Origin of the sequence: Luteibacter anthropi (assembly GCF_023699965.1) — a bacterium.
In the GTDB taxonomy this organism is placed as follows: domain Bacteria; phylum Pseudomonadota; class Gammaproteobacteria; order Xanthomonadales; family Rhodanobacteraceae; genus Luteibacter; species Luteibacter anthropi.
This window is the reverse complement of the sequence record NZ_CP077072.1, coordinates 3159758-3177637: the sequence shown is the minus strand read 5'-3', so window position 1 is coordinate 3177637 and position 17880 is coordinate 3159758. Positions and strand designations below refer to the sequence as shown.

Sequence of the window (17880 nt, the reverse complement as noted above, 5' to 3'; positions counted from 1 at the left end):
CGCGCTCCTACAAGGCCCGGGTTGCGGCTACGGGGGGGACATTGGAGGCGCGGCGCGCGGGGACGAACACCGCGACCTGGCCAAGCAGGAGCACCACCACCACGCCGACGAATACCCAGGGCATGGACAGGCGATCCATGTCGAAGTAGTGCATCAGCACGACGTTGAGCATCACGGCCAGCACGATACCCAGGCATGCTCCACCGCCGGCGATGACCAGGTTCTCCATCTGGAAATGCCGGAGGATGTCGATCTTCCTCGCTCCCAGTGCACGCCTGACACCGATCTGCCGGTAACGCTGGCCCACCCAGAAACTGGTGAGGCCCACGATGCCCGCCGTGGTCACGGCAAGCAGGATGACGCATACGATACCCATGATGATCGCCATGCCCACGTCTTCCTCATACGCCTTGGCGCGAATATCCGCGAATGGCGTGATGCTGTCCTCGCCGAGTACCCGCATCGGGTTGACTGCATACAACGCGGAAGGCACGGCCTTCATGGCAGCCTCAAGCCTCCCCGGCTTGGCCCGCACCGCATAGCGCGTGAAGCTGCCGTTGCCCCGCAAGGGCAGCAGTACCGTATTCCATTCGAAGTCCTTCACCCAGCTCGGCCCCTGGAGCGCATCCACGATGCCGATCACGCGCACCGGCGTGGTGGCACCATCCAGGTACAACACCTTGCCGATGGCGCTTTCACCGGGAAACAGTTTGTCCTGCAAGGCGCGCGCGATGATGGCCACGCTGGGCCGGCGAGGGTCCGTCGCCCTGACATTCACCACATCGTCGGGCCGAAAGGGCCGGCCTGCCGCGACACGCGTCCCCAGCACATCGAAGGCCTTGTCATCCATGAAGTAATAAACAACGTGTGCCGTACCTGCGCTGGCTGAATCGAGCGTGCCGTTACCCGGGCGAAGGCCGGCGGCACCCGTCCACGCCGACGAGAACAGCGGCAGCGAATTGGTGGGACTGACAGCGGCCACATCGGGCATGGCACGCAGGGCAGCCAGATCCTCCTTCTGCATGTTGTCCAGCACTTGCGCGCCCTTTGCGTCGCTTTCGCTGGGAGCTCCTACCCATTGCTGCTGCACCAGGAAGAGGTCGCTTTCATCGATGCCCGTAGGGCGGCCGATCGTGTCGATACGCTTGCCGATGATAAAGAGTGCATTGCAGACGATCGCCAGGGTAAAGGCGATCTGCAGGGTGATCAGGACAACACCTGACTTGTGCTTCCGTAGCGCGGAGAGAATGGGATGCAGGCTCATGGAAATCCCCTAGTTCGACTTGAGCTGCAAGGCAGGCTGGACGCGCGAGGCGCGGAAGGTCGGATAGACACCGGCCACGAGGGCGGCAACCAGCGCCACGAGCATGGTCCAGGCCAGCAGGCCGACATCGAGCCGGGCCAGCACGGCGATATTGCTGGGCAGCACCCAGCCCACGCCAAGGACACCCACGCCGGTCAGTACGAGGCCAAGCAAGCCTCCGGCGATGCCGATCATGCCGGCCTCGGTAAGGAACTGGGCATAGATCGCCCTGCGCGGCGCACCAAGCGCACGCCGGACACCGATCTCGCCACTGCGACGCAGGAACTTCGCGAGCAGCAGACCCACCGTATTGATCAGGCACACCACCAACAACCCGACCGCCACCATCAGGGACACCTTCGTATCCCTGGGAGCCACCTGCTGCCACTCCAGCCACGCCGGGATGTCGCGAAGCCGATTGTTCGGCGCCCAGGCAAAGCGACCTGCCTGTTTCTGGTTGCGCGCATAGCTGTCCAGGTAATCGCGATACGCTGAGACGGCAGTCGCATCATCAAGCTGCACCATGAACGGAATCCACGCACAGGACGAGCGTAGCAGGCCTGCAAAACCGGGTTCCTTGGCGGGCTCCATGCAATTCGTATTGCCCGCATTGGGCAGGTTGGACTCGATGGCGCGCTCGAACGGCACGAATATCTCATCCAGCCTGCTGGTAAAACCGCCTGTGTTCACCACATCGTAGAAGCGCGGCTGCGGGTTCCAGTCTTTCAGCACGCCCACGACGCGATAGTCCTTGCCCTCCACGCTGATCGCCATCCCGACGCTGTTCTTTCCGCCAAACAGTTTCTGGTTCAGCTTGCTGCTGATCACGGCGACCGTGGCTCGCTGGCTATCGTCGGCAGCACTCCATCCACTACCGAACAGGAAGGGGGCATCGACCATGGGGAAGAATTCACCGAAAACGGCATGACCACTGACGTTCAACGGATGGCTGCCGCCGCCGGGCGGCACGACCGACGGCGAGATGGCATACATGGCGGACTGCGCCTGCGCACGGTGGTCCTTCATCAAGGCCATGGCATCGATATAGCCCATGGCGGTCGGTGGCTCCGTCGAGCCATCGGTCCGCGCCTGCGGGCCCCATGCGTCGATCTGCGGCACGAAGAGCCGCGACGATTTCCAGGGAATCGGATCGCCCGACACTGCACGGAAGACCGAGTACGTCGTCATCGATGCCCCCACGCCGAACGCGATGGCGATGATCATGAGCGCCGTAAGCCCCGGGCTTCGCTTGAGACTGCGCAATGCAAGATGCAGGTAATAGCCAAACATGCAGTCATTCCTTTACGTGCCGATGTTGCCCCCGCTTCCGCGGGGCCTCCCCTGACGGGCGTGCCTGCCTGTGTCTGCCCGCCCCCTGAGCGTCTAGCAAATAGCGGGCCATCGGCGTTGAGCCCTGCCATGCGCCGTTTTTCCTCGGCACGGGCCGGGGCGGGAAGCTGTCCGCGGACAACCTACGGACGGGTGACGGACAGGAACACCATCCAGGCGGGACACGGGCAACCGCGGCACCCACCAGGGCGGCAGCGCCTGCGTGGTACCATCCCGCCACCATCCTTCCCATAGAGGAACTCGTCCGATGCGCCAGTGATGCCGCCGTTTTCTACGGCCAGGAAGTCCGCCCTCGCGGGCGTCTTTTCGCATCCCTGGAATTCATCGCATGACGACTCTCCTGACGCTCGACAGCGTCTCTTTTGTATTGCCAGATGGCCGCTCGCTGTTCAGCGGACTGGATCTCTCCTTCGATACCGCGCCTACCGGCCTCGTCGGACGCAACGGCGTCGGCAAGAGCGTGCTCGCGCGTCTGCTGGGTGGCCTGCTCGTGCCCACGAGCGGCCGCATCGTGGCGCATGGCGCGGTGCATTACCTCGCACAGGACATACCTCGCGACCCGGGACTCACCGTTGCGGATATCGCCGGCCAGGGCGTGATCCTGCGCGCACTGGCCCGTATCGAAGCGGGAAGCACCGACCCTGCCGACTTCGATGCCGTGGGCGATCAATGGAATGGCTTGCGTCGTCTCGATGACGAACTGGGGCGGCATGGCCTTGGCTATCTCCACGGCAACACTCCGGCGACGTCACTCAGTGGCGGCGAAGCCACGCGCGTCGCCCTGGCCGGCGCGTTCCTGTCAGGTGCCGACATGCTGATTCTCGACGAGCCGAGCAATCATCTCGACCGGGCATCGCGTCAGGCCCTTCTTGAACGCCTTGCCGAGTGGAAACAAGGCCTGATCGTCGTCAGTCATGACCGTACCCTGCTGCGACGCATGGAGCGCATCGTCGAGTTGTCAGGGCATGGATTGCGTGTCTACGGCGGCAACTACGACGATTACGCCCAGGCCCGGGATGCAGAGCGCGACACCGCGTTGACACAGCTGACCCAGCGCAAGGCAGAGCGCCGACGCGAAGAACGATGGCTGCGCGAGCGCAACGAACGGGCCGAGCGACGTCAGGCACGCGGTACGAAAGACGGAAAGGAAGCCAATCAGGCTCCCATCCTGCTCGGGCGACGAAAGGAGCAGGCCGAGCATTCCACCGCTCGCCTGCGTGTGCAGAACGAGCGCAGTCGTGAAGCGCTGGACCAGCGGGTGCGCGATGCGGCTGCGCGGGTGGATCAACGCCCTGCATTGCACATGACGGCAACGGTGACGGAGAGTGGTCCGCAACGCGTCGCCGTGCTGGACGACGTGGAACTACCCTATCTTCGCGGTGCTCCGCAGCGGATCTCGCTGACGATACAGGCCGGCCAGCGTATCGGGCTGGTCGGTAGCAACGGTTCGGGCAAGTCCACCTTGCTGCGTGTGCTGGCAGGCCAGCTCCGGCCAGTCAGCGGCACCTGTCACGTGGCCGTGCCCATGGCGTGGCTGGACCAGCATATGGAGGGCCTTGATCCTGACAGGTCGCTCGTCGACACCGTGATGGGGGAGCAGCCCGGCATGGATGAAGGCGCGCTGCGCAGTCGTCTGGCGCTGATGGGGATCGATGCGCATGCTGCCACCGCACCGTCGGGGGCATTGAGTGGCGGGCAGCGGCTTGCAGCGTGTCTTGCGCGCGGCATCCTGGCGGATCCGCCGGTTCGTTTATTGTTGCTGGATGAGCCGGGGAACCATCTTGACCTGCCGGCCATCGAGGCGCTGGAGGAGATGCTTCGTCAGTACGACGGGACGCTGGTCGTCGTGTCGCATGATGATGTGTTTCTTGAGCGTATCGGGTTGACGCACCGGCTTGAGTTGGGGAGTCATGGCTGCAGGGTGGTGGTGGTTTGATGTGCGGGTCAGGCGTTATCGAGCGTGATGCGCATGGCTTCAGTCGCCCGCTGCTGTCGCGCGCAAGGCGCGCTCCTACAAATCTCCCTGTAGGAGCGCGCCTCGCGCGCGACCGGCGCATGCGCCTTGTAGGAGCGCGCCTCGCGCGCGACCGGTTTTCGCCGGGAATGTCTTCAGTGGGTAGCGAAAATGGGATCAGTCAGGCCGGCGAGATCGGCGGGCCCCCTGGCCCCCATCTCCAACACCACCACATCGTTGTGACCCTTGCGCAACCACTCGGCGGGAACGAACAGCGTCTGTTGCGGGCCGATGTTCCAGTAGCGCCCGAGGTGATGCCCGTTGATCCACACGTGCCCCTGCGAACCCGCACGCATGTCGAGGAAACTCCCGCCGGCAACCTTCGCCAGCTCAAAGCCACCATGCAGGAATCGCGGTCCCTTCGCGTCCGTGCCCGGATGGAACGGCAGCGCCGACAGGTCGTTCAACGGCAGCGGATACACCTGCCAGTTCGACAAGGTGTCCTTGCCGATGGTCACCTCGTGGCGCAGGCCCTTGTACTCATCCGGCACCGCGGAGCCGAAATTCACCCGACCCATGTTCTCCACCAGCAGGTCGAGCGTATCGCCCGACTTCAACGGTGTGTCGAGGGTGCGCTGATCGAGGCGACGATCCAGCGTGCCACGCGGCTCGCCATCGACCAGCACCGTCGCCAGATCGCGGACCGGGCCAAGATCGAGCTTACCCGTGACGTTCGTATCCAGGCGCTTGCGATACAGGATCAGGCCATGGTTTTGTCCAAAAGCCTCCATCGAACGCACACGCACCGATGACTGCGGCTTCGACAAGACAGGCAGCGCATCCAGCAACGATACCGACGTGTCGAGCTTGAACGACGCAATGGCCATGGTCGGCGACGACGCCGGCAGCTTCGCCAGCGTCTCTCCCGGATTCAGGTGCGCGCCGATGAGCTTGCGCAACGCCATGTACTTCGGCGTAAGACGCCCCGCCTCGTCGATGGGCGCATCGTAGTCGTAGCTGGTGGTCACCGGCCTGTAGACGTGGTTTTCCTCGTTGGCGCCGGCCATCCAGCCGAAGTTGGTGCCACCGTCGACCATGTACAGGTTGAACGACACGTTGTTCTCGATGAACCAGCCCACGGCGCTGGTGGCTACGGCGGCCGTGCGGGTCTGGTGCGGCTCGCCCCAGCGGTCGTACCACCCCGACCAGTATTCACCGGTCATCTTCGGGTGACCGGCCAGATATGGCGCGGACTCGTCGAAGGCTTGTTTCGCATCGGCCGCATCGCCGTCGAAATTGATCACCGGCAGCAGGCCCGGCAATGTACCCGGCTCCATGCGTCCCGGACCCGGCCCGTTCGACATGAACAGGGGCACATCGAAGCCCGCGGCCACGATCTGTTTGTGGATGGCTTCGAGGTAGTCACGGTCTTCACCGTAGGAACCGTACTCGTTCTCCACCTGCACCATCACGATGTTGCCGCCGTGGCTGGACAACAGGGGTTCCAGTTCCTGATGCAGCCGCTTGAACCATGCATCCGTGGCCGCAAGAAAACGCGGATCGTAGCTACGCACCCGCAGGCCCGGAGTACGCAGCAACCACGCAGGGAAGCCACCGAAATCCCATTCGGCGCACACATAGGGGCCCGGGCGCAGGATCACATCGAGCCCTTCCTCTTTCGCGATGCGAATGAAGGAGGCGATGTCGCCGTCGCCCGAGAAGTCGAACTTCCCGGGCTCCGGTTCGTTGACGTTCCAGAAGGCATAGGTGGTGATCGTATTGAGGCCCATGGCCTTCGCCTTGCGCAGGCGATCGCGCCAGGCTTCGTGCGGAATGCGCGGGTAATGCATCTCGCCCGAACGAACCAGCCAGGGCTTGCCGTCACGCACGAAATGATCGCCATCGATCGCCAGCGGCGACCCCGCCCACGACGGCATGGCCATAGCCAGCGCCATGCCAGCCAGCACGCTCACCACCCCACCCTTCATCGCTTGACTCCCCTAGTAGTCGTACGTAACCGAGAAACGGACGTAACGCGGGTCCTGCAGGACCAGCGGCGTACGGTACAACGGATTCGGCGAGGCTGTCGCGTCCAGGTAATAGTGCGGGTTGAGGTTGAGCGCCACCTGGTTGTTGGTCACATTGAAGATATCGAGGTGGAAGCCGAGCTTGTTGTCCGCAAAGGCTGGCGCATACTTCACGCCCAGGTCCAGCTGGCGCTGCCAGGGCATGTTGCCGGTCGATCCCGGGGGCGCCGGACGGCCATTGCAGAAGTGGTAGTTGGAGTTGTAGCCGGACGGATCGGTGTTGTCCGGACCGAACAGGCCCAGGCACACCGCAGGGCTTCCCGAGATCAGCGACAGGTTGGCGGACACCAGCCACTCTGGGGTGAACTGGTAATAGCCATACAATTTCAACTGATGCTTGTGGTTGTTGCCCTGCAAGCCGCCGCTGTACACCATGAGCGAGGCGAAGTCCCAGTCTTCCGACTGCGACGGCCCATCGGACTGCACGTTCGACTGCGTCAGGCCTTCCGTGTTGCCGTAGCTGCGCGAGAAGGTGTAATCGACGCGACCGTACCACTTGCCGTCGAAGGGATGCTCGAAGAACGTGTCCAGCGCATAGTAGTTGCGCTTCACTTTCGGGAAGCCAAGCTCATCGCGGGTCAGCTTCACGTCATGCGCCGCACCGGCCGCGTCCAGCACCACGAAGGTGTTGCCCGCCCCGCCGTTGATGAGATAGCAGCTGTTGACCGACGCCGCCTGCACACCCTGGGCGCGTGCCGCATCCTTGATCCGATCCACGTCGCAGAAGTCGTCGATGGCGGTACGCAGCACGCGACGCGAGAGCTTCGCGCCGTACACCCACTGATCGCCCACGCTCTTGCTGAAGCCGAGCATGTATTCGTCCTGGTATTCCGACTTGAGTCCCTTGGCGGTGACCGTGCGCGGGTCGGGCAGCACGCCGAAGGCGTTGTTCGCCGAGACGGGGCCGGACATCGGCGTCAGTCCCGTCGGGATGCCATCCGGCGTGATACCCGAGTAGGTGAAGTATTGCGTGGTGCTGGTATACGCACCGGCTGCGCTCAGGGCCGGCGCCAGCGGCGAGCCCAGGAAGTAGCGGCCCACGTTGCCGTACACCTTGAACGAGGCATCGCCGTTCACGTCCCAGCTGAATCCCAGGCGCGGCGCCCATTGCGGCTTGGTCTGCGCGATATAGGCCTGGCCGTTGGCGTTGTAGTTGGTGAACTGGTCGTTGCGCAGGCCCAGCGACAACAGCAGGCGGTCGTTCACCTGCCACTGGTCTTCCAGGTATTGCGCCCGCTGCCGCGAGCGCACGCTGGCCACCGCGTACGAAACGTTTTTCATCACGTAGTAACCGCCGGCACCGTTCGGGAATGCCGAAGGTGCTCCCACGCCCAGCTTCGGCGCGAGCCCGTTACCCGGATTGGCCGTGTAGCCGTATGACCAGGAGTAGCCGGGGCCGGCCGTCCTCGATCCCTGGTCCACGGCCTGGGAATCGAGGTTGTCGATGCCGGCCGTGATGGTGTGGTCACCAATGGCCCAGGCCAGCGACACGCGCAGGTTGGACGAACGGTTGCCCTGCCCGGGATCGTAGATGCTCGACGTGGTCTGGCCCATGGTGCGCGGCGAGCCACCGGTATACAGCGGGTTCTGGTTCTGCGTGCCGCTGATATAGGTCAGCCCCGGGTTGTAGCCCACGGGCTGCACGAAGTTCGTCGTGCGCATCTTGCCGTACTGCGCGGACAGCGTGAGCGAATCGGTGAGATAACCGGTGTATTTCGCGGTCCACAGCGTACCGCCGCGCTTGGTTTCGTCCGACTGGCCGAGCAGGTCACCACGACGCAAGGCGTTGTAGTCGTAGCGGTAGATATCGCCGCTGGTCTGGCGTTTGTTGGCGGCGCCGGTGAGTTCGAGGATGTTGTTATCGTCGATGTTCCAGTCCAGCTTGCCGTACCACTTGGGCATCTTGTACGTGTACGACGTATAGGGGCTGGTGGAGGTCACGTCGCCCAGTCGGGTGCCTTCGCTCTTCGCCATTTCCGCGCTGGCGAAGAAGAACAGCTTGTCCTTGATGAGGGGGCCGCCCACGTAGGCGTCATATACCGTGTTCCAGGTGCTGTTACGGCTGCGCGGCACATACAGCGAGCCTGCCACGGGCACGGGCGGCAGACCGTTCTGGTAATACGTGTTGTTGTAGGACGCACGTAGCGAGGCCGGGTCCCAGCTCAGCTTGCCGCCGAAATGCCACTCATTGCTGCCGCGCTTGCCCACCATGTTCAGCACGCCGCCGTCCGAGCGACCGTACTGCGCACTGTAGCCGCCGGTATACACCTGCTCCTGCTCGATGGAGCCATACGGCAGCGTGAGGCCGCCGGCCGACTGCAAGGGATCGGTCGTGTTGAAACCGTTGATGTAATACGCGTTCTCGTTGGCCGCCGAGCCGCCGAAGCTGATCAGCGAATTGCCCGTGTCACTGGTGAAGCCACCGGCATTGCCGACGACACCCGGTGCAAGCCGCGCCACCGATTCGGCGGAAAAGCCCAGCGGCAGGCGTGCCATCTGCTGCGAGGTGATGACCGTGCGCGAATCCACGCTGGTCACGTCGATGGGCGGCGTGGCATTGGCGGATACCGCCACGCCTTCGAGGTTCTGCGCGGCTTGCGCCTGGAAGGACACATCCGTGGCAACACCCACGCGCAGGCTCACGTTGCCCCGTGACTGCACGGCGTTGCCGCCCTTGCGCAGCGTCACGGTGTAGCTGCCCAGCGGCAGCTGTGGAATGGCATAACGCCCACGGGCATCCACCGGCACGTCGCGCTGGAATCCCGTATCGCTTTCGATATGTACGCTGTCGCCGGCTCCCGGCGCCACCTGGCCGGCAATGCTGCCGGTGGTGGACTGTGCAAAGGCGCCCCCCGCGCCCAACCCCATCGCGATCATCAGCGCGAGCCTACACTTGCGGTACCTCATCGTTTGTCTCCCCAGTGTGGTTGCCCCGGTCGCCCTGGCCGGATCGAGGCAAAAGCCGGCCCACCGCGGCGTCTCCCCCGCGTTGCGATGAGCCAGCGATGGATGCGCTCCCGGAACCGGGAGCGCGGTGCTACGGCGTCAGTTCCAGCGTGAGTACCTGGAACGGTTGGAGCGTGATCGTCTGTGGCTTGTCGGCATCCAGCGCCAGCGCGGGCTGGCCGGCATCGGCCTTCCACGGGCTGTGCGCCTGGAACCGGCGCTTCGCGTCGGGCGGCAGTTCCAGCTGGCGGTCGAGGTCGATCACGGCCAGCTGCAGCTTGTCGGAAGGATTACGCAAGGTGAGGATGGCCTTGGCCGGCGTCCACGACGCCCAGCCGTAGACGTCGAGGCGTCCGGGATCGCCGCCGACCCAGTGCGTGTCGCGCAGCACACCGGCGTTGTCGCGCGACCAGCGCGCGGCTTCGGCCAGCGTGTCCCAGTCCTGCGGCGTGAGCAGGTCGGGGGTGATGTAAAGCTCCTGCAAGGCCGTGCCGCTGCCGAAGTACGAATGCACTTCGTTGGCGAAGTCATGCCCCGGATCGGCATTGAGCTTGCGATTCTCGCGGGCGTAGATGATTCCGTGCAGCATCAGCGAATTCAGAGGAAACAGCGGGCCTTTCTCCACGATGTTGTGGAACGTCTCGCGATCCCGGTAGGTGATCCAGCGCTCGCGCTTGCTGCCGACGCCGGTCAGCTCGTCATCCTCGCCATCGCGCCAGATCGAGTCGGCATAGAGCAGCCAGAACGGCGAGGCCAGCGTACCGGTGGTGAGGTTGATGAAGAGGTCGGGCTTTGCCGCACGCAGGTCGTCGATGAGGTGGATCGCGGCATCGAAGTCGCTGTCGAACACGCTGCCCGGGAACACCTTGTTGGCGTTGCCGGTGCCGTCGAACTTGAACTGGTTGATGCCCTGTTCTTTCACGAGGTTCATCGTGACGTCGTGGAAACGCTGGTAGTACTTCGGCCCCGACAAGGCCATGCCGTGGTCCACGATCTCGTAGCCAGCGTCACCCGCACGCTTCGCGCGCTCCTTCGCCGGCGGACCATAGCCACCCCAGGGCGATAGCCACATGCCGGGCGCTGCGCCGTACTTTTTCGCCGCTTCGGCCAGCGGATGGAAGCCGTTCGGGAAGTCCTTGCTGAAGGACCAGCTGCCGCTGCGATCGTCCCAGCCATCATCGAACAGGAAGGAATCGATCTTCACGCCGCGCTTCGTCACCAGTTCGTTGCCGAAGGTGTTGATGCGTTCCACCGCCTGGTCGGCCGTGTACGGCGTGAAGTAGCCGATGTCGTACCAGGAGTTGTAATGCAGGAAGGTGCGATACGGATGGGCGCGTTCGCGCTCGATATAGGTGAGGAAGTCACGGCGCAACTGGTTGTCGTGGGTAGCACCCACGGCTGCCGAATACGTCACGGACTGGCCCTTGCGCAAGGGCAGTTCGCGCTCGACCCAGAGCTGCACTTGCGTGCCGCCGCGTACCTGGCTCTTCGACAATGGGTTCTCGAAACCGAACCAGTCGTGGCCCGAGACCACCGGGGAGCCGTCCACCGAACCCAGTACTTCGGAGTCGGTCACCTTCGCACCGAGCAGGTCGACGCGACGGATCGGTTCGTCGGCGCGCAGCGCCGTGATGGTGACGATCTCGCGCAGATAGTCGGAACCGTCGCGCTGCACCCATGACAGGTCGATGCGGAAGCGTCCTTCGGCGTCGGTGAAGCTGACCCTGGCTACCTTGCCCGGCAGGCGTTCCGCTGCGCGGGAGGCTTTCGGGTCGGCACGCAGGGTGCTTTCGACGATCCTGCCGTCCAGATGGAAATCCTTCGGACCAAGCACCTTGTCGTCGGCCAGCGTGATCTGGAACGGCAGCGTGACCGGCAGTTCGCGCGCGTTGATCCGGTCGGTGACCACCACATCGCCCAGATGTCCGTCATCGAGCGTCCAGCGCACCGACATGCCGCCCTTGCCGAAGTCCTCCGCACCCGCCGTGGATGCCAGCGCCATGGCGCAGGCCGCCACCAGCAAACGCAGCCCCTGACTTGCCTTCCCCATCGTGTCTTCTCCCGCTGTGGTTCTATCGATCGATGCGACGGATACGCACGCGCGGCAACAGCTCGCGCACCGTATCCATCTTCACGTATCCCGTTTCGTCGCCCAGCGCGTTTGCCGCGCCGCAGGCCACTGCAAGGCGCAGTGCCTCGTCCATCCCTTCGCCGCGCATCAGCGCGACAACCATGCCGGCCAGGAAGCAATCGCCCGAACCGACCGCATTGCGCACGCCATCCACATCCAGACGTGCGTGCCATATGCCACTGCCGTCGCCACCCACGGCGCCCTGCCCGCCCAGCGTCACGACCGGATGCCTGACGCCACGATCCCTGAGGTCGCGAACGACGTTGGCCGCTGCGTCGCCATCGCCTACGGGACAGCCGACCAGTTCGCCGGCTTCCTGCGCATTGGGTTTGAGCAGGAAGGGCGATGCATTCGCCGCTGCACGAAGCGCCGCACCGCTGGCATCAACAAAGCAAGGCACTACGGCGTCACGCGCCAGGGCAGCGTAGTAATCGGTGCAATAACCTTGTGGCAGGCTGCCGGTGCACACCAGCGCCATGGCCTCGGCCAGCCAGTGACGCAAGGTCTGGTCGAGCACGAGACGCACATCTTCGCCCGGATCATGACCGGCTTCGAGGATTTCGGTCATGCGACCGTCCGCCTCGCGAAGGGCGAGACACTGGCGCAGCGCCGTGGTCGTATGCACGCCACGAAAACGTACGCCACGAATGGCAAGCCATTCCTCGAACCATCGTGCATTCGCGGTATCGCAAAGACCCACCAGGGTGCAGGGAACGCCAAGGGCGGCAATGGTCTGCGCCACGTGCACGCCCTTGCCGCCGGGGCGCGCCACCGCATCACGGGCACGCTGCACTTCGCCGGGTCGCAACGCATCCAGGTCGATCGTGCGATCGATGGCGCTGTTGAACCCCGCGACCGTGATCATGCCGTCACACCAGCGAGCATCGAGCGCACCTCGGCCTCATCGGCCTGGCCTGGCGTGCCGCCCAGTGCGCGCGTGGACAGCGCACCGCAGGCCGCCCCCCAGCGCATGCATTCGTCGAGGGGGCGGCTGTTGAGCCACGCGTGCAGGAAACCGGCGTCGAAGCTGTCGCCCGCCCCCGTGGTATCCATTGCCTTGACGGTGAAGGCAGACACACGATGGATTTCGCCATCCTCGTCAATGCCGATACACCCCTTGGCACCGGTTTTCACGACAACCGTCGGGCACAACGCCGCCAGTTCACGCAATGCGGTCTCTACGTCAGCGGCACCCGTGATCGCCAGCGCCTCCACCTCGTTGGGCAGGAAGATATCGACCAGGGGCAACACATCGCGGATGCCCGCCTGCCAGAGGCCTTCGGGGTCGTAACCCGGATCGAGCGAAACGCTGAGGCCCGCCAGTCGCGCACGGGCTATCAGGTGGGCAAGCCCTTCGCGCAAGCGACGCTGAAGAAAATACGACGACACGTGCAGGTGCGAGGCATCCTGCAACGAAGCGTCGTTTACATCTTCCGCCTTCAATGCCGCGATCGCGCCGGGATAGGTCACCAGCGCGCGGTCGCGCGCCGACGACAGCGCTATGGTGAGACCGGTTTCAAGCCACGGATCGATAATCACGCCCGAGGCGTCGATGCCTGCACGTCCCAGGGCTTCGGTGCAATAACGTCCGCGCTCGTCGCCGCCCACGCGGCCCACGAAGCGCACCGGAGCACCCAGCCGTGCCAGCCCCATCGCGCAGATCATCGACGAGCTGCCGGGCGTCTGGCACAGGCCGCTGGCCAGGATCTCTCCGCCGAATACCGGCGGGCTGTCCATGCCCGTCAGGATCAGGTCGACGTTGAGTTCGCCGGCAACGAGGACGGGCTTCACGCGTCCGCCTCCGGAATATGCAGCGCGAATTCGCCCACCACGCGCGTCAGCACGCCTTCGGACGGCGTATCCGGCTTGTGGCCGAGTTGGAGACAGCGGAAGAAGGCCAGCCACTGGCCCACGAAGGTATGCACGAGCAACTGCTGTGCAGGCGGCAGGTCGTAGAGGCCCGGCAGATCGATCGCAAGACCGGACGCGCCGACGAGTTCGGGGTCGATGTCCTGTCCCACCACGACACGCGTGGCGCCCAGGTTCTTGGCGTTGAGTTCGCGCAGCAGGTCGCTTTCGTAGGCGCGCGTCGCGACATCTCCCGACAGGAAGGCCACAAGCAGACCCTTGCGGTTGAGCCACGCCATGGGGCCATGGCGGAAGCCGAGGAAGGTTTCGGCGAGAGTCACGGTGTCGCCGCCACTCATTTCCAGCATCTTCAGCGCCGCTTCGCGCGCAGCACCGAATGCGCCGGCACTGCCGAGATACACGGCGGTGTCGCGCCCGCTGGAGGCCATGGACGCCAGGGCGTCGGCATAGATATCGACCACGCGCTCGGCCAGTGCCGCCACGCCGTCGGCCGGGGCGGCGGCACCCGGCGCCACTTCACTGGCGGCCAGCAGCATGTTGGTGAAACTGCTGGTCATCACCAGGCTGCGGTCGTTGGTGCGCTCGTCGAGCACGATGGCATCCACGCGCCGGTCGTCGGTGTAGCGCGTAGCCAGGGCCCCGTCTGCGTTGCAGGTGATGGCAAGGTGGTGCCATGCCGGCGCATGGGTAAGCACCGCATCCACGGCGCCGACGCTTTCGGGACTATTACCCGAGCGGGCGATGGACACGAGCAGGCCACGCCCCTCGGCCAGCACGCCCACGCGGTGCGTGAGCAGGTCGCCGGCCGGGATGGCACGCACGGGCACGCCAAGCTCGGCCTGGAGCACGGGGGCCACCGCCTCGCCGACATACACCGAGCTGCCCGAGCCGGTGATGACCACGTGCTCGGGGCGGAACGCCAGCACGCGCTCGATCAGCTCACGGTGCGCGACGGCCTGCGAACCGGCCGTAACCCGCCATGTGGCAGGCTGCTGGAGAATCTCGCGCAGGGTGTCGGCATAGCCCAGCTCACGCTGGCGGGCCTCGGGCGCAGCACGCAGCGCGGCGAGTTCGGGAACCACATGTTGAGGTTGGACTGTCATTTGGGCTTGACTTCGGTACGCTTAAAAACGAAAGATAACGAAACTTACGATTGCAGGGTATATCCGAGGAAAACCGACATGCAAGCCTTTTCGACCGAAACCCCCACGCTCGCGAACCTCGACCTGCCCCCCGGCAAGCGGACCCGCCTGCAACGCATTCTCTACGGCCATGGCCCGGGCAACGGCACCCTTCTGGTGCTGCCACTGGACCAGGGCCTGGAGCATGGTCCCACCGATTTCTTCCCCCATCCGCCCGCCCTCGACCCGACCTACCAGTTCCGCCTGGCCGAGGCCGGTGGCTTTTCCGCCATCGCGCTGGGCATCGGCCTGGCCACCAAGTACATGGGCCAGCATGCCGGCCGCGTGCCGCTCATCCTGAAGCTCAACGGCAAGACCAATATCGCCGGTGACGGCGATGCAACCTCGCCGCAGTTCGCCTCGGTGGAAGACGCCGTGCGCCTGGGCGCCGATGCCGTGGGCTATACGCTCTACGTGGGCTCGCCCCGTCAGCACGACGAACTGCGCCAGCTGCGTCAGGTACGCGAAGACTGCGACCGCTACGGCATGCCGCTGGTGCTGTGGTCGTATCCGCGCGGTTCGGCCATCGACGCGAAGGGCGGCAAGGGTTCGCTCTATGCGCAGGATTACGCTGCGCGCGTGGCCCTGGAAGTAGGTGCCGACATCGTGAAGCTGCACGAGCCGGACGATCGTCGTGACGGCGCTCCTGCGCCCTACGACACGCTGGTCGAAGACGCAGCGGCACGTACGTCGCGCGTGGTCCGCTCGGCGGGCCGCACCATCGTGCTGTTCTCCGGTGGCGAGAAGAACGACGACGACGCGGCCGTGCTGCGCAAGGTGGAGTTCTACATGCAGTCGGGTGCCACGGGCGTGATGTTCGGCCGCAACATGTGGCTGCGTCCGTTCGAGCAGGCCGTGGCGCTCACCCGCCAGGTGCATGAGATCATGAAGCGTTATCCGCGATAGGAACCGGCCAGTGACCGACGAGCGCCACGACGAAGCCTGGGCCGGCTGTCTGTGCTGTTCCCCGCCTGTGTCCAAAGCACAGGCGGAGGCGGCACGGGCCTCCGGAAAGAACCCGCTCGAAACGGCGCCCGTCGCCGCCGACCTGCGCCTGGTGGATTTCGCCCCTCGCAGCATGCTCGGCGGCACGGCCACTCGCGTGGAGGTGCCACGCTTCCCCGTGATCGACGTGCATACCCATCTCACATGGATGCGCAACACGCGCGGCGGCGTGTCGCTTGGCGAAGACATGCTGCAGTTCGCCGACCCGGCCGCGCTGCTGCCCCTGATGGACCGCAAGCACATCCGCTGCATGGTGAACCTTACCGGCGGCGTAGGCCGGGGGCTGGAAGACTCCATCGCCCGCTTCAACCATGCCGCACCGGGGCGCTTCCTCACCATGACGGAACCGTCGTTTCATCTGTTCGGCGAGGGCAACTACCCTGCCCTGCAAGCCGATGCACTGGAACATGCCGCGCTGGCAGGTGCCTGCGGACTGAAGCTCCTGAAGACACTCGGCCTGTATCTGCGCGAAGGCATCGACAGCGGCGCGCTGGTGGGCCTCGACGATCACCGCTTCGATCCCATGTGGGAAACCTGTGCCGCCTTCGGCCTGCCCGTGTTCCTGCACACGGCCGATCCGCTGGCGTTCTTCACACCCACCGACCGGCACAACGAGCGCTACGAGGAACTGGCCCAGCATCCGGACTGGTCGTTCTACGGCGCCGACTATCCCAGCCATGCCCAGCTCATGGCCGCGCGCGACCGCGTGATCGAACGCCATCCACGCACCACCTTCGTGCTGTTGCACGTGGGCAACCAGGGCGAACGGCTGGATGACCTGGAAGCCACCCTGGCCCGCTATCCGAACACCATGGTGGACATCAGCGCGCGCATCGGTGAACTGGGACGCCAGCCCAGGCGCAGCCGTGCCTTCATCGAGCGCTATCAGGATCGCGTGCTTTTCGGCACGGATGCGGTGCCGCCGCCTTATGGCGATTCGGTGCCGCAGCAGCTGCTCTGCGACGAGCTTTACGAGATCTACTATCGCTTCCTCGAAACCGAAGACGAGTATTTCGACTACGCGCCATCGGCCTCGCCGCCCCAGGGGCGTTGGTCGATCTACGGCCTGGGCCTGTCTTCGGCTATCCTGCGCAAGGTGTACCACGACAACGCCGCGCGCCTGCTGCGCCTGGACTGAAACCACGACATGACCGAACGACGCGGAACGACGCGCCCCACCAAGCTGCTGATCGAGGAACGGCGACGCGCCATCGTCGACCGGGTACGCCAGGAAGGCCGGGTCACCGTCGATGACCTCGTCAGCCGCTATGGCGTATCTGCCGTGACGGTACGCGGTGATCTCGAAGCCCTGGAACTGGCCGGCCTGCTCAAGCGTTCGCACGGCGGCGCCGTGCCGCAGGACGCTTCCCAGCAGGACACGCCGCTTCCGATCAAGGAAACCCGCCGGCTGGCAGAGAAGCGCCGTATCGGCGAGGCCGCCGCGCGGATGATCGGCGATGGCGAGACGATCATCCTCGACTCGGGCTCCACCACGGTGGAGATCGCGCGCTGCATCCGCCAGCGCAAGTGGGGCTCGCTCACGGTCATCACCAATGCGCTCAATATCGCACTGGAACTGAGCGGCCTGCCCAGCGTCCGCGTGATGATGCTGGGCGGCATGTTGCGGCAGACGTCGTACTCCCTGGTGGGCCTGGATGCCGAACGCGCCCTATCCCGCCTTTCGGCCGACCGCCTGTTCCTCGGCGTAGACGGGCTCGACGCCACCGTCGGCGTGACCACACCCGACCCGCAGGAAGCCTCGCTCAACGCGATGATGGTGAAGGCCTCACGCGAGGTGGTGGCCGTCTGCGACTCCAGCAAGCTCGGCCAGCGCAGCCTCGCGGTGATCGCCCCCATCGCCGACCTGGACGTCATCATCACCGACACCAGCGCCAGCAAGACCCACGTAGCCTCCCTCCGCGACCAACACGTAGAAGTCGTCCTTGTGTAGGAGCGCGCCTGCGCGCGACCGTTTGATACGCGGCATCTCCGAATAAGGGGCCTTCCTACCGAGGGGGAACCTACCGAAGGGGCGGGAGCCGATCGCATCGGCG

Annotated in this window: 12 protein-coding genes; 4 read left to right on the top strand and 8 right to left on the bottom strand. The window is 64.9% G+C overall.

Features of this window, described 5'->3' with window-relative positions; all coding sequences use genetic code 11:
- Positions 1 to 7: 7 nt before the first annotated feature.
- Positions 8 to 1264 carry an ABC transporter permease gene (locus KR767_RS13820; protein ID WP_250876684.1) on the bottom strand — a complete coding sequence of 419 codons (1257 nt, stop codon included), beginning with the start codon at positions 1262 to 1264 and terminating at the stop codon, positions 8 to 10.
- A gap of 9 nt (positions 1265 to 1273) precedes the next feature.
- Positions 1274 to 2593, bottom strand: a complete 1320-nt coding sequence (locus KR767_RS13815; protein ID WP_250876683.1) for an ABC transporter permease — start codon at positions 2591 to 2593, stop codon at positions 1274 to 1276.
- Positions 2594 to 2981: 388 nt separating this feature from the next.
- On the opposite strand from KR767_RS13815, the gene KR767_RS13810 reads away from it, so the two are divergent.
- A complete protein-coding gene (locus KR767_RS13810) occupies positions 2982 to 4589 on the top strand; it encodes an ABC-F family ATP-binding cassette domain-containing protein (protein ID WP_250876682.1) in 1608 nt (535 codons plus the stop codon).
- Between the two features lie 173 nt (positions 4590 to 4762).
- On the opposite strand, the gene KR767_RS13805 is transcribed toward KR767_RS13810, so the two are convergent.
- The 6 genes from KR767_RS13805 to KR767_RS13780 form a co-directional block, all read right to left on the bottom strand.
- Complete coding sequence (locus KR767_RS13805) at positions 4763 to 6595, bottom strand: glycoside hydrolase family 35 protein (protein ID WP_250876681.1); 1833 nt, start codon at positions 6593 to 6595, stop codon at positions 4763 to 4765.
- Positions 6596 to 6607: 12 nt separating this feature from the next.
- Complete coding sequence (locus tag KR767_RS13800; RefSeq protein WP_250876680.1) at positions 6608 to 9601, bottom strand: TonB-dependent receptor domain-containing protein; 2994 nt, start codon at positions 9599 to 9601, stop codon at positions 6608 to 6610.
- A gap of 130 nt (positions 9602 to 9731) precedes the next feature.
- Positions 9732 to 11690, bottom strand: coding sequence for an enterotoxin (locus KR767_RS13795; protein WP_250876679.1), 1959 nt, complete (start codon positions 11688 to 11690; stop codon positions 9732 to 9734).
- A 22-nt stretch (positions 11691 to 11712) separates the two neighbouring features.
- Complete coding sequence (locus KR767_RS13790; protein ID WP_250876678.1) at positions 11713 to 12636, bottom strand: 1-phosphofructokinase family hexose kinase; 924 nt, start codon at positions 12634 to 12636, stop codon at positions 11713 to 11715.
- Positions 12633 to 13562, bottom strand: coding sequence for a carbohydrate kinase family protein (locus KR767_RS13785; protein ID WP_250876677.1), 930 nt, complete (start codon positions 13560 to 13562; stop codon positions 12633 to 12635). The genes KR767_RS13790 and KR767_RS13785 overlap by 4 nt, the downstream gene beginning before the upstream one ends.
- Complete coding sequence (locus KR767_RS13780; protein WP_166949265.1) at positions 13559 to 14743, bottom strand: SIS domain-containing protein; 1185 nt, start codon at positions 14741 to 14743, stop codon at positions 13559 to 13561. Before KR767_RS13780 ends, KR767_RS13785 begins: the two co-directional genes overlap by 4 nt.
- Positions 14744 to 14821: 78 nt before the next feature.
- Here KR767_RS13780 and KR767_RS13775 point away from each other — a divergent pair, with 78 nt between their 5' ends.
- The 3 genes from KR767_RS13775 to agaR are packed head-to-tail and all read left to right on the top strand — an operon-like array spanning position 14822 to position 17777.
- Positions 14822 to 15727 carry a class I fructose-bisphosphate aldolase gene (locus KR767_RS13775; protein ID WP_166949264.1) on the top strand — a complete coding sequence of 302 codons (906 nt, stop codon included), beginning with the start codon at positions 14822 to 14824 and terminating at the stop codon, positions 15725 to 15727.
- Positions 15728 to 15737: 10 nt separating this feature from the next.
- Positions 15738 to 16964, top strand: a complete 1227-nt coding sequence (locus KR767_RS13770; RefSeq protein WP_250876676.1) for an amidohydrolase family protein — start codon at positions 15738 to 15740, stop codon at positions 16962 to 16964.
- Between the two features lie 9 nt (positions 16965 to 16973).
- Positions 16974 to 17777 (top strand): transcriptional repressor AgaR, encoded by an 804-nt coding sequence (gene agaR, locus KR767_RS13765; RefSeq protein ID WP_166949262.1) that lies wholly within the window; start codon positions 16974 to 16976, stop codon positions 17775 to 17777.
- The last annotated feature ends 103 nt before the right edge of the window (positions 17778 to 17880 follow it).

Coding starts and splice junctions, on each gene's coding strand:
- KR767_RS13820 (WP_250876684.1), bottom strand. CDS start 1,264: ATGAGCCTGCATCCCATTCTCTCCGCGCTACGGAAGCACAAGTCAGGT.
- KR767_RS13815 (WP_250876683.1), bottom strand. CDS start 2,593: ATGTTTGGCTATTACCTGCATCTTGCATTGCGCAGTCTCAAGCGAAGC.
- KR767_RS13810 (WP_250876682.1), top strand. CDS start 2,982: ATGACGACTCTCCTGACGCTCGACAGCGTCTCTTTTGTATTGCCAGAT.
- KR767_RS13805 (WP_250876681.1), bottom strand. CDS start 6,595: ATGAAGGGTGGGGTGGTGAGCGTGCTGGCTGGCATGGCGCTGGCTATG.
- KR767_RS13800 (WP_250876680.1), bottom strand. CDS start 9,601: ATGAGGTACCGCAAGTGTAGGCTCGCGCTGATGATCGCGATGGGGTTG.
- KR767_RS13795 (WP_250876679.1), bottom strand. CDS start 11,690: ATGGGGAAGGCAAGTCAGGGGCTGCGTTTGCTGGTGGCGGCCTGCGCC.
- KR767_RS13790 (WP_250876678.1), bottom strand. CDS start 12,636: ATGATCACGGTCGCGGGGTTCAACAGCGCCATCGATCGCACGATCGAC.
- KR767_RS13780 (WP_166949265.1), bottom strand. CDS start 14,743: ATGACAGTCCAACCTCAACATGTGGTTCCCGAACTCGCCGCGCTGCGT.
- KR767_RS13775 (WP_166949264.1), top strand. CDS start 14,822: ATGCAAGCCTTTTCGACCGAAACCCCCACGCTCGCGAACCTCGACCTG.
- agaR (WP_166949262.1), top strand. CDS start 16,974: ATGACCGAACGACGCGGAACGACGCGCCCCACCAAGCTGCTGATCGAG.